The organism is Streptomyces sparsogenes (genome assembly GCF_001704635.1).
Taxonomy (GTDB): domain Bacteria; phylum Actinomycetota; class Actinomycetes; order Streptomycetales; family Streptomycetaceae; genus Streptomyces; species Streptomyces sparsogenes.
Map to the genome: position 1 here is coordinate 23,912 of NZ_MAXF01000076.1, position 11,758 is coordinate 35,669.

Genomic DNA, 11,758 nt, shown 5'->3' on the forward strand with positions numbered 1-11,758 from the left:
TGCGGTGAGTATGAGACAGCGACACGCCGATGCCATGGCGTGTCGCTGTCTCATACTCACCGCGAACCAAGATCCGTCAGCGCCGGGGCTCCCAGGGGAACCGGCGGCGTACGGTCCACCCTGCCAGGGCCGTCCAGGCCGCCGCCGTGGCCAGGGCCTTCAGCACCTCGCCCGCGCCCATGCCGCCGGTCCACCCGGCCCGCAGGAGGTCGATCACCGGGGTCATCGGCGCCCACGCGCACACCGCCGCCACCCGGTCCGGCATGACGTCGAGCGGTACGAAAAGACCCGAGGCCAGCATCGACACCAGCATCACCGGCATGGGCGTGAGCTGCGCGGATTCCGCGGTCTTGGTGTAGACCGCGGTCGCGGCGGCCAGCGCGACCATCAGGGCCAGCCCGGCCGCCACCCCGAGGACGGCCAGATGCGGCGCCTTCGGCATCGGCGCGTCCAGCGACGGCCCCACCGCGGCGACCATCAGCACGCACTGCACCAGCCCCATCAGCACGGCGGGGAGCGCCGCCCCGGCGAGGATCTCCGGGTCGGTCAGCTCACCGGCGCGCAGCCGCTTGAGGACCAGTTCCTCGCGCCGGATGACATAGACGCCCACGAGGTTCATGTACACGGCCAGGATCAGCGCGAGGCCGATCGAGCCGGGGAGCACCAGCGTGGCCAGGGACAGACCGGCCTTGTCGAGGTCGATGTCGCTGGTGAAGGTGGTCATGCTGAGGGTGAGCGAGCCGGGCAGCAGCAGGGCGTAGGTGAGCGCCGCCTTGTTCCGCACCAGCAGGGTGAGTTCGGCCCGGCCGAGCGAGACGACGCGGGCGCGCGCGGTCGTGCGGGGCGCGGCGGTCGTGGTGGGCCTCGCGGTCGTGCGGCGCGTGCCGGACGTGCGGGGAGCGCCGGGTGTGCCGGGCGTCGTGGTCGTGTCGGTCATCGGGGGTCCCCCGTCTTCTCCAGGCCCTGGGCGATATGCAGGAACGCTTCCTCCAGGGACGCCGACCGGGCGTCGAGGGCGCCCAGTTCGAGCCCCTTGTCCCGCGCCCACACCAGCACCTCGGTCGCCGTGCGCTGGAGGTCCCGGGTGCGCAGCCGTACCGTCCGCCCGTCCGTCTCGCGCTCGGTGGCGCCGAGGCGGGCGAGCGAGGGCAGGTCGGTGGCGGAGAAGGGGGCGGGGAGGGTGAAGGAGAGCCGCGAGGGGCGCTCGGCCACGATGTCCGCGACCCGCCCCGAGGCGGCGATCCGCCCCTCGTGCATGATCGCGAGCCGGTCGGCCAGCGACTCGGCCTCCTCCAGGTAGTGCGTGGTGAGCACGACGGTGGTGCCCTCGTCGCGCAGGGCCCGCACCAGCTCCCAGGTCTCGCGCCGCCCCTCCACATCGAGGCCGGTCGTCGGCTCGTCGAGGAAGAGCACCTCCGGCCGGCCGAGCAGCGCGAGCGCCAGGTCCAGGCGGCGCCGCTCCCCGCCGGAGAGCATCTTGACCCGTACGTCCCGGCGCCGGGCGAGCCCCACCAGCTCCAGGGCCTCGCCGGCCGGCCGCGCCCCGCTGGTGCAGCCCGCCCACAGCCGGACGGTCTCGGCCGCGGTCAATTCGGAGGGGAAGCCGCCCTCCTGGAGCATCACGCCGATCCGCGGCCGCACCTCGGCCCGCTCGCGGTACGGGTCGTGGCCCAGCACCCGCACCCGGCCGGCGGTCGGGGCGGCCAGCCCCTCCAGCAGCTCGACGGTCGAGGTCTTCCCGGCGCCGTTCGTGCCCAGCAGCGCGAACAGCTCGCCGTGCGCCACGGAGAACGAGACGCCGCGCACGGCCTCGAAGCCGCGGTCCTGGGCCTTCGAGGCGCCCAGGGCCTTGGCGGCGCCCCGGCCCCGGGCGGTGCCGGAGCCGCCTCCGTATCTGCGCCGCAGTTCTGTGACGTGTATCGCGCGGCCGTCCACCGCGCTGTCCCCGAGATCCATGTCTCCAGGCTTCCGGCGCCCGCCGGGCCCGGGTAGTGCGGGCTGTCATGAGCCCGGATGACAAATGTCAGCGAGCACGCGGGCCCACACGCCACAAAAGCCTGAAGGCGCCGGTCGTTTCGACCGGCGCCTTCAGGCGATGGAGCGGACGACGAGATTCGAACTCGCGACCCTCACCTTGGCAAGGTGATGCTCTACCAACTGAGCCACGTCCGCATGCCTCCGACCGGCTTTCACCAATCGGCGCGAACACCACTCTACCTGATCCACCGGAGTGGTCGTGCAGAGGATGAGAGCGGGTGACAGGGATCGCACACTGCGCCTCCCCCTTGGAAAGGGGGCGCTCTACTACTGAGCTACACCCGCATGGCTTCCGATCGACTCGCGCCGATCGGCGTGTCCATCACCTTACCCGATCCACCGGAGTGGTTCGGCGAGGCGATGAGAGCGGGTGACAGGGATTGCACACTGCGCCTCCCTCTTGGAAAGAGGGCGCTCTACTACTGAGCTACACCCGCATGGCTTCCGATCGACTCGCGCCGATCGGCGTGTCCATCACCTTACCCGATCCACCGGAGTGGTTCGGCGAGGCGATGAGAGCGGGTGACAGGGATTGCACACTGCGCCTCCCTCTTGGAAAGAGGGCGCTCTACTACTGAGCTACACCCGCATGGCTTCCGATCGACTCGCGCCGATCGGCGTGTCCATCACCTTACCCGATCCACCGGAGTGGTTCGGCGAGGCGATGAGAGCGGGTGACAGGGATTGCACACTGCGCCTCCCTCTTGGAAAGAGGGCGCTCTACTACTGAGCTACACCCGCGTGTCCTCGGGGTTTTGGCCTTTCGGCCTCGCCCCTCGGCGTGTTCCAGACTCTAGCGGATCATCGGGGGTGGTGTGCAACTCGGCTGCGCGGCCCGTTCAGTTCGCCGCGTTGAACGCCTCGTAGACCTTCTTGGGGATCCGGCCGCGCGGCGGGACCTCCATGCCGTGCGACCGCGCCCAGGCGCGGACGGCGGCCGGGTCGGGGGCGACGGAGGTGCGGCGGTAGGCCTTGCCTGAGCGGGACCGCTTGCGGCCCGCTTCCACGTACGGGGCGAGAAGACCGCGGAGTTTCTTCGCATTGGCAGCGTTGAGGTCGATCTCGTACGCCTTGCCGTCAAGTCCGAACGAGACCGTCTCCTCCGCCTGACCCCCGTCGATGTCGTCGGAGAGCGTGACTACTACGCGCTGCGCCACGGGATATCGGTCCTTTCGGGCTGCATCGATGCGTTGACGTGCAAAGATGGCAGCTGTCCTGTTGTTAGTGAACAATGCTTTTTCATTTGTACAGCGGCGAGCATTGCATTGTGAAGCCCTGCTATTTCCGCCCGCGTGTCAGGCCGCAATCGGGACCATACGTTTTTCCGGGAACTTTCCCCAGCGGATGTCGCCGCCGATGCTTAAACGTGACGGAAGGGCCACCTTATCTACTCGCGTAGACTTTTCCTCGGGGTAGGCTTGGGCCACCGCCTTACGCACCAGCACCACACCACCGGGAGTGCCAGTGGCACGCGTCGTAGTCGACGTCATGCTCAAGCCGGAGATCCTCGACCCCCAGGGCCAGGCGGTGCAGCGCGCGCTGCCCCGCCTCGGTTTCGAAGGGATCTCCGACGTCCGTCAGGGCAAGCGCTTTGAACTCGAGGTGGAGGGCCCGGTCGACGACGCCGCCCTCGCCCGTATCCGAGAGATCGCGGAAACCTTCCTCGCGAACACCGTGATCGAGGACTTCGATGTGCGGATCGAGGCCGACCAGGCCGATTCGGCCGCCCTCGCCGCGAAGGCGGAGTCGTGACCGTACGCGTCGGAGTCATCACCTTCCCCGGCACCCTCGACGACCGCGACACCCAGCGCGCGGTGCGGGTCGCCGGGCTGGAGGCCGTGCCGCTGTGGCACCGCGACAAGGACCTCAAGCAGGTCGACGCGGTCGTGCTGCCCGGGGGCTTCTCCTATGGCGACTATCTGCGGGCCGGAGCGATCTCCCGCTTCTCCCCGGTAATGGAGTCGGTGATCGGGCAGGCGAAGGCGGGCATGCCCGTGCTTGGCATCTGCAATGGCTTCCAGGTTCTCACCGAGACTCATCTTCTGCCCGGCGCGATGCTGCGGAACAACCATCTGCACTTCATCTGCCGTGATCAAAAGTTGCGAGTGGAAAACGCGGAGACCGCCTGGACCCGCTCCTACGAGCAGGGCCAGGAGATCAACATCCCGCTGAAGAACATCGACGGCCGCTATGTGGCCGACGAGCGGGTCCTGGACGAACTCGAAGCCGAGGGCCGTGTCGTCTTCCGCTATCGGGACGTGAATCCGAACGGTTCGCTGCGCGACATCGCCGGCATCACCAACGAGGCGGGCAATGTCGTCGGTCTCATGCCGCACCCCGAGCACGCCGTCGAGCCGCTGATCGGCACCGGCCGCACCGACGGGCTCGGATTCTTCACCTCGATCCTCAAGAAGCTGGTCGACGCATGACCCTCGACACCATCAAGCACGCCGAACAGACCCCGGACGTCCAGCAGCCCTGGGCCGAGCTCGGCCTCAAGCAGGACGAGTACGAGCGCATCCGCACCATCCTCGGCCGCCGCCCGACCGGCGCCGAGCTGGCCATGTACTCCGTCATGTGGTCCGAGCACTGCTCGTACAAGTCGAGCAAGGTCCACCTGCGGCAGTTCGGCGAGAAGGCCCCTGAGAACGACGCGCTGCTCGTCGGCATCGGCGAGAACGCGGGGGTGGTCGACGTCGGCCAGGGCTACGCGGTCACCTTCAAGGTCGAGTCGCACAACCACCCCTCCTACATCGAGCCGTACCAGGGCGCGGCCACCGGCGTCGGCGGCATCGTCCGCGACATCCTCGCCATGGGCGCCCGCCCGGTCGCCGTGATGGACCCGCTGCGCTTCGGCGCCGCCGACCACCCCGACACCAAGCGGGTGCTGCCCGGCGTGGTCGCGGGCATCGGCGGCTACGGCAACTGCCTGGGCCTGCCCAACATCGGCGGCGAGGTCGTCTTCGACCCCTGCTACCAGGGCAACCCGCTGGTCAACGCGTTGTGCGTGGGCGTCATGAAGCATGAGGACATCCACCTCGCCAAGGCCTCAGGCGCCGGCAACAAGGTCATCCTCTACGGCGCCCGCACCGGCGGCGACGGCATCGGCGGCGTGTCCGTGCTCGCCTCCGAGACGTTCGATGACACAAAGCCCACCAAGCGCCCCGCCGTGCAGGTCGGCGACCCCTTCCAGGAGAAGCTGCTCATCGAGTGCACCCTGGAGATCTTCAGGGAGAAGCTGGTCGCCGGCATCCAGGACCTCGGCGGCGCCGGGCTCTCCTGCGCCACCAGCGAGCTGGCCTCGGCCGGCTCCGGCGGCATGCGGGTCGAGCTGGACACCGTGCCGCTGCGCGACGCGAGCCTGTCGCCCGAGGAAATCCTCATGAGCGAGTCGCAGGAAAGGATGTGTGCGATCGTCGAGCCCGACAAGGTCGCCCGCTTCCTGGAGATCTGCGAGAAGTGGGACGTGATCGCCACCGTCATCGGCGAGGTCACCGACGGCGAGCGGCTGGAGATCTTCTGGCACGGCGAGCAGATCGTCGACGTCCCGCCGCGCACGGTCGCCCACGAGGGCCCGGTCTACGAGCGCCCGTACGCCCGCCCGGAGTGGCAGGACGCGCTCCAGGCCGACGACGCGAACAAGCTGCCCCGCCCGGCGACCCCCGCCGAGCTGCGCGAGCAGGTCCTCAAGGTCGTCTCCGCCCCGAACCAGGCGTCCAAGTCCTGGATCACCGACCAGTACGACCGCTTTGTGCAGGGCAACACGGTCCTCGCCCAGCCCGAGGACTCCGGCATGGTCCGCGTCGACGAGGAGACCGGCCTCGGCGTCGCGGTCGCCACGGACGGCAACGGCCGCTACGCCAAGCTCGACCCGTACGCCGGGGCGCAGCTCGCGCTCGCCGAGGCGTACCGCAATGTGGCCGCCTCCGGGGCCAAGCCGCTGGCGATCTCCGACTGCCTGAACTTCGGCTCGCCGGAGGACCCGGCGGTCATGTGGCAGTTCGCGGAGGCCACCCGTGGTCTGGCCGACGGCTGCCTGACCCTGGGCACCCCGGTGACCGGCGGCAATGTCTCCCTCTACAACCAGACCGGGGACGTGGCCATCCACCCGACGCCGGTCGTCGCGGTCCTCGGCGTGATCGACGACGTGGCGCGCCGCACCCCGATCGGCTTCGCGGACGAGGGTCATCTGCTGTACCTCCTCGGCGACACCGACGAGGAGTTCGGCGGCTCGGCCTGGTCGCAGACCGTCCACGACCACCTCGGCGGGCTGCCGCCGAAGGTGGATCTGGAGCGGGAGCGGCTGCTCGCCGAGATCCTGATCTCGGCCTCGCGCGACGGCATGGTGGACGCGGCGCACGACCTGTCCGACGGTGGCCTGATCCAGGCGGTCGTCGAGTCGTGTCTGCGCGGCGGCAAGGGCGCCCGGATCGTGGTGCCCGATGGGATCGACCCGTTCGTCTTCCTGCTGTCGGAGTCGGCGGGCCGGGCCGTGGTGGCCGTTCCGCGCAGCGAGGAGCTCCGCTTCAAGGACATGTGCGGGGCGCGGGGCCTTCCGGCGGTCCGGATCGGCGTGGTGGACGGCGACGCGGTCGACGTCCAGGGCCAGTTCGGCATCCCGCTGGCGGAGCTCCGGGAGGCGCACGAGGCGACGATCCCGGGTCTGCTCGCCTGACCCGCGACGAACGAGCGCGACATGTGACCCCGCTCCCTGCCGTCACACAGGGAGCGGGGCGGTCTCGTCTGCCGGGAGTCAGGGCCGGAACTCGTCCGAAATGTCGATGTCCTGGTGGCTTCCATCCTCTGCCGCTGTCCCCGGGGTGTCCACGCCCGTGAGTAAGCTCGGCGACATGCCCGCCCGCGCCCGTGCCCGCACATACGACCCGGTCAAGACGCGCGCCGCCGTGGCCGCGCAGTTCGAGCACATACGGGAGGCGGTGCGCGGCCTGGACGGGGAGCGGCTGGGGCGGCCGACCCGGCTCGGCGGCTGGACGGTCCGCGAGCTGGTCGCGCATCTGGCGATGGCGGTGGAGGCGGCCGGCCGCCACCTGGAACAGCCCGCGCCGCCCGCGCGGGAGGTGACCGTCACCGGCTGGGTGGCCGCGACGGCGGCGCGCGCCGGCGACATCGACGAGGACACCCGCGCCCTGGCGGCGAGCGCCGAGCCGGCCGAGCTGTTGGACCGGGCCGCCGAGCGCTTCGCCGAGCTGGTCCCGGCGGTCCCGGGCGAGCGGCTGCTGGCGGCCCGGGTGGGGGCGATGCGGCTCGACGACTTCCTGGTCACGCGCTGCGTGGAGCTGGTCGTCCACACCGACGACCTGGCGGCGGCGCTCGGCACCCCCCTCCCGTACGACCGCCAGGCCCTGGCCGCCGCCACCCGGCTGCTCGCGGACGCGCTCGCGGCGAAGGCGCCCGGGGGGTCGGTGGAGGTCCGTGTCCCGCCGTACGCGGTGGTCCAGTGCGTCGAGGGTCCGCGGCACACCCGCGGCACGCCCCCGAATGTGGTCGAGACCACCCCGCTGACCTGGATCCGCCTCGCCACGGGCCGCGCGGACTGGTGGGAGGCGGTCGAGTCGGCCGAGGTCACGGCCAGCGGCGAGCGCGCCGATCTCGCGCCCCACCTGCCGCTTCTCGGCTGAGAGACGCCGCCCGCGGGGCCCGTGGGAGGCTTGCGGCGGGTCTGCCGCGTGGCCGTCCGGGGGCCTTCAGGGGGGTCTTCCGGGAATGTGACTTACGCCCCCCTCGCGCTCCCTCGTGTCGACCCGCTCCGGAACTGGCCTAGACTCGGTGGCGTGCCACGTGGTGACGGACGACTCAGCCACGACCTGCTCCCCGGTGAGAAGGGCCCCCAGGACGCTTGTGGCGTCTTCGGTGTCTGGGCTCCGGGTGAAGAGGTCTCCAAACTCACCTATTTCGGGCTGTACGCGCTGCAGCACCGTGGACAGGAGTCCGCGGGCATCGCGGTGAGCAACGGCTCCCAGATCCTGGTCTTCAAGGACATGGGCCTGGTCTCCCAGGTCTTCGACGAGACCTCCCTCAGCTCCCTCCAGGGCCACATCGCGGTCGGTCACGCCCGTTACTCCACCACCGGTGCCTCGGTGTGGGAGAACGCGCAGCCGACGTTCCGGGCGACCGCCCACGGTTCGATCGCGCTGGGCCACAACGGAAACCTGGTCAACACGGCCGAGCTCGCCGAGCTGGTCGCGGCGCTGCCGCGGGACAACGGCCGGGCCACCCAGGTCGCCGCGACCAATGACACGGACCTGGTCACCGCCCTGCTGGCGGGGCAGGTCGACGCGGACGGCAAGCCGCTCACCGTCGAGCAGGCCGCCCCGATCGTGCTGCCCAAGGTCAAGGGCGCTTTCAGCCTCGTCTTCATGGACGAGCACACCCTCTACGCGGCCCGCGACCCGCAGGGCATCCGCCCGCTGGTCCTCGGCCGCCTGGAGCGCGGCTGGGTGGTGGCCTCCGAGACCGCCGCCCTGGACATCGTCGGCGCGACCTTCATCCGGGAGATCGAGCCCGGCGAGATGATCGCGGTCGACGAGAACGGGCTGCGCTCGACGAGGTTCGCCGAGGCCCGCCCCAAGGGCTGTGTCTTCGAGTACGTCTACCTGGCCCGCCCGGACACCGACATCGCCGGCCGGAACGTGTACCTGTCCCGGGTGGAGATGGGCCGCCGGCTGGCCGCCGAGGCCCCGGCCGACGCCGACCTGGTGATAGCCACCCCGGAGTCGGGCACCCCGGCCGCCGTGGGCTACGCGGAGGCCAGCGGGATCCCCTACGGCTCGGGGCTGGTCAAGAACGCGTACGTGGGCCGGACCTTCATCCAGCCCTCGCAGACCATCCGCCAGCTGGGCATCCGGCTGAAGCTGAACCCGCTCAAGGAGGTCATCCGGGGCAAGCGCCTGGTGGTCGTCGACGACTCGATCGTCCGCGGCAACACCCAGCGCGCGCTGGTCCGGATGTTGCGCGAGGCCGGGGCGGCGGAGGTGCACATCCGCATCAGCAGCCCCCCCATCAAGTGGCCGTGCTTCTTCGGCATCGACTTCGCGACCCGCGCCGAGCTGATCGCCAACGGGCTGTCGGTCGAGGAGATCGGCAAGTCGCTGGGCGCCGACTCGCTCGCGTACATCTCCATCGACGGCATGATCGAGGCGACCTCGATCGCCAAGCCGAACCTGTGCCGCGCCTGCTTCGACGGCGAGTACCCGATGGAACTCCCCGACCCGGAGCTGCTCGGCAAGCACCTCCTGGAAGCCGAGACGCAGGCCCCGAGCCGCAGCGACGCGGACGGTGTCACGACGCTGACCGCGGGCGTCGGCGGCGCCGACGCGCTGCGGCGCCCGTAGCGGGGCCGGTCCCCGCACGGGAGCCCCGCACGGGAGCACGCGCGCCCACGGAGGGCGCCGAAGAGCGCTCTTCCCCTCACCACCACACGAAAGATCTCAACGTCATGTCTGAGCCTTCCCCGGGCGCGGCCGGGTCCACGTACGCGAGCGCGGGCGTCGACATCGAGGCGGGCGACCGCGCGGTCGAGCTGATGAAGGAGTGGGTGAAGAAGGCCACCCGGCCCGAGGTCGTCGGCGGTCTCGGCGGGTTCGCCGGGCTCTTCGACGCCTCCGCCCTCAAGCGCTACGAGCGGCCGCTGCTGGCCTCGGCCACCGACGGGGTCGGCACCAAGGTGGACCTCGCGCGCCGGATGGGGGTCTACGACACCATCGGCCGCGACCTGGTCGGCATGGTCGTGGACGACCTGGTGGTGTGCGGCGCCGAGCCGCTGTTCATGACCGACTACATCTGTGTCGGCAAGGTGTATCCGGAGCGGGTCGCCGCCATCGTCAAGGGCATCGCCGAGGGCTGTGTGCTGGCCGGCTGCGCGCTGGTGGGCGGCGAGACGGCCGAGCACCCGGGGCTGCTGGGGGCCGACGAGTTCGACGTGGCCGGGGCCGGCACGGGCGTGGTGGAGGCCGACCGGGTGCTGGGCGCGGATCGCATCCGTACGGGTGACGCCGTGATCGCCATGGCGTCGTCCGGACTTCACTCGAACGGGTACTCACTCGTCCGCCATGTGCTCCTCGAGCGGGCCGGCTGGTCCCTGGACCGGGAGGTTCCGGAGCTCGGCCGGGCGCTGGGCGAGGAGCTGCTGGAGCCCACCCGGATCTACTCGCTGGACTGCCTGGCCCTCACCCGCACCACCGAGGTACACGCCTTCTCGCACATCACCGGCGGCGGGCTGGCCAACAACCTGGCGCGGGTGATCCCCGACGGTCTGCACGCCGTGGTCGACCGCTCCACCTGGACCCCGGACCCGGTCTTCGGCCTGGTCGGGAAGGTCGGCTCGGTCGAGCGGGCGGAGCTGGAGAAGACCCTGAACATGGGCGTCGGCATGATCGCCGTGGTGCCGGAGGAGTCGGTCGACGTGGCGCTGGCCACCCTCGCGGACCGCGGTGTGGACGCCTGGGTCGGCGGCGAGATCGTCGAGCGGACCGCCGGGCACGCCGACGCGGTGTCGGTGATCGGTGACTACGCGAGCTGAGGTCGCCGCCGGGTCCGGCGACCCGGCAACGACAGCACAGAAGCCGGTCCGAGGCGGTTGCCCCGGACCGGCGGAGGTGCGGCTCGCAGCCGAGCGCCTGACGCGACCTGAAAGGAAGGGTCAGGCGCGACGACGCTGCGCGGACGGCCCCGACTGCTCGTCGGCGTCGTCCTCGTCCTCGTCGTCGTTGTACAGATCCGCGTACTGTGCGTACGGGTCGTTGTCCAGCTCATCGTCCTCGAACCGCTCGCCATTCGGCGGGTGGCTCGATGTCGATGCGCCCAGCTCCTCAGCCAGGCGTGAGAGGTCCGTCCCACCGCTGTTGTACTTCAGCTGGCGGGCGACCTTCGTCTGCTTGGCCTTGGCCCGGCCGCGCCCCATGGCTCGACCCCCTCAACGACGGGGCTCGACGGCCCCAGAGTCTTGACACGCGTTCACGTTCACAATGCGGAGCGGACTCTCGAAAGAGAACCCGGCCCGTAGGGCTTCAACGGTACCTGCTTCTGTGGCCATACGGTACGTCGCCCGCATGACGTGCCACGCCGCACAACCCGCGGACAGCCCCGTACCCGCTGGTCAGCTGCGATTTTAACGTGTCTTGGAGGCCGACCCGCCGACGGGCCGTGAGGGATCTCTCCCTGATGGCCCCGGGACGGCCCCGTACGGCGCCGTGCGGGCCCCGTGACGCAGCGTCCACAGGGGCCCGCGCGCGGGCTGCCGCAGGGCCCGGAACGGCCTCCGGCGGTCGCCGGCGGTCCCTAGGGGCGGCGGCCCTCCGCCATGCGCTGTTCGGCCAGCCGGTCGGCGGCCGCGGCCGGCGGGATTCCGTCGGCCTCTGCCCGATCGAATATGGCCAGCGTCGTGTCGAAGATCTTGGCCGCCTTGGCCTTGGCCCGGTCGAAATCGAAACCGTGTAGTTCGTCCGCGACCTGGATCACACCGCCGGCGTTCACGACGTAGTCCGGGGCGTAGAGGATCCCGCGGTCGGCGAGGTCCTTCTCGACCCCCGGGTGGGCCAGCTGGTTGTTGGCGGCCCCGCACACCACGCGCGCGGTCAGTGCGGACACGGTGGCGTCGTCGAGCGCCCCGCCGAGCGCGCAGGGGGCGTAGACGTCGAGGTCGGCGCGGATCAGGGCGTCGGTGTCGGCGACGGCCGTCACCTGGGGGTGGCGGGAGCGGACC

Annotated in this window: 11 protein-coding genes and 5 tRNA genes; 6 read left to right on the forward strand and 10 right to left on the reverse strand. The window is 70.8% G+C overall.

What is annotated here, in order from left to right; all coding sequences use genetic code 11:
* Positions 1-76: 76 nt before the first annotated feature.
* The 8 genes from BBH68_RS14990 to BBH68_RS15025 all read right to left on the reverse strand — a co-directional run bounded on the left by BBH68_RS14990 (position 77) and on the right by BBH68_RS15025 (position 3,194).
* Entirely contained in the window at positions 77-937 is an 861-nt protein-coding gene (locus BBH68_RS14990) for an ABC transporter permease (protein WP_065962592.1), read from the reverse strand.
* A complete protein-coding gene (locus BBH68_RS14995) occupies positions 934-1,956 on the reverse strand; it encodes an ABC transporter ATP-binding protein (RefSeq protein WP_245738068.1) in 1,023 nt (340 codons plus the stop codon). Before BBH68_RS14995 ends, BBH68_RS14990 begins: the two co-directional genes overlap by 4 nt.
* Before the next feature lie 140 nt (positions 1,957-2,096).
* Positions 2,097-2,172: transfer RNA gene (locus tag BBH68_RS15000), tRNA-Gly, on the reverse strand.
* A 78-nt stretch (positions 2,173-2,250) separates the two neighbouring features.
* A tRNA-Gly gene (locus BBH68_RS15005) sits at positions 2,251-2,322 on the reverse strand.
* Between the two features lie 80 nt (positions 2,323-2,402).
* Positions 2,403-2,474, reverse strand: a tRNA-Gly gene (locus BBH68_RS15010).
* Positions 2,475-2,554: 80 nt separating this feature from the next.
* Positions 2,555-2,626 (reverse strand) — tRNA-Gly (locus BBH68_RS15015).
* An 80-nt stretch (positions 2,627-2,706) separates the two neighbouring features.
* A tRNA-Gly gene (locus BBH68_RS15020) sits at positions 2,707-2,778 on the reverse strand.
* 98 nt (positions 2,779-2,876) lie between these two features.
* Positions 2,877-3,194: a histone-like nucleoid-structuring protein Lsr2 gene (locus BBH68_RS15025; protein WP_065962594.1), complete on the reverse strand. Its 318-nt coding sequence runs from the start codon at positions 3,192-3,194 to the stop codon at positions 2,877-2,879.
* Positions 3,195-3,501: 307 nt separating this feature from the next.
* Between BBH68_RS15025 and purS the strand changes: the two genes are divergently transcribed.
* From purS to purM, 6 genes are all read left to right on the forward strand, one after another.
* Entirely contained in the window at positions 3,502-3,789 is a 288-nt protein-coding gene (gene purS, locus BBH68_RS15030) for a phosphoribosylformylglycinamidine synthase subunit PurS (protein ID WP_065962596.1), read from the forward strand.
* Positions 3,786-4,466 (forward strand): phosphoribosylformylglycinamidine synthase subunit PurQ, encoded by a 681-nt coding sequence (gene purQ / locus BBH68_RS15035; protein ID WP_065962599.1) that lies wholly within the window; start codon positions 3,786-3,788, stop codon positions 4,464-4,466. Before purS ends, purQ begins: the two co-directional genes overlap by 4 nt.
* Positions 4,463-6,712 (forward strand): phosphoribosylformylglycinamidine synthase subunit PurL, encoded by a 2,250-nt coding sequence (gene purL, locus BBH68_RS15040; protein WP_065962603.1) that lies wholly within the window; start codon positions 4,463-4,465, stop codon positions 6,710-6,712. Before purQ ends, purL begins: the two co-directional genes overlap by 4 nt.
* Positions 6,713-6,887: 175 nt before the next feature.
* Positions 6,888-7,676, forward strand: a complete 789-nt coding sequence (locus tag BBH68_RS15045; protein ID WP_065962604.1) for a maleylpyruvate isomerase family mycothiol-dependent enzyme — start codon at positions 6,888-6,890, stop codon at positions 7,674-7,676.
* A 153-nt stretch (positions 7,677-7,829) separates the two neighbouring features.
* Complete coding sequence (purF, locus tag BBH68_RS15050) at positions 7,830-9,389, forward strand: amidophosphoribosyltransferase (protein ID WP_065962607.1); 1,560 nt, start codon at positions 7,830-7,832, stop codon at positions 9,387-9,389.
* Between the two features lie 104 nt (positions 9,390-9,493).
* On the forward strand, positions 9,494-10,576 hold the full coding sequence (purM, locus tag BBH68_RS15055; RefSeq protein WP_065962610.1) for a phosphoribosylformylglycinamidine cyclo-ligase: 1,083 nt from the start codon (positions 9,494-9,496) through the stop codon (positions 10,574-10,576).
* 120 nt (positions 10,577-10,696) lie between these two features.
* Here the strand turns inward: purM and BBH68_RS15060 are convergent, their stop codons facing one another.
* Entirely contained in the window at positions 10,697-10,957 is a 261-nt protein-coding gene (locus BBH68_RS15060) for a DUF3073 domain-containing protein (RefSeq protein WP_065962612.1), read from the reverse strand.
* Positions 10,958-11,334: 377 nt separating this feature from the next.
* On the reverse strand, positions 11,335-11,758 hold a 424-nt coding region (locus tag BBH68_RS15065), incomplete at its 5' end, for a Rossmann-fold NAD(P)-binding domain-containing protein (RefSeq protein WP_483855353.1).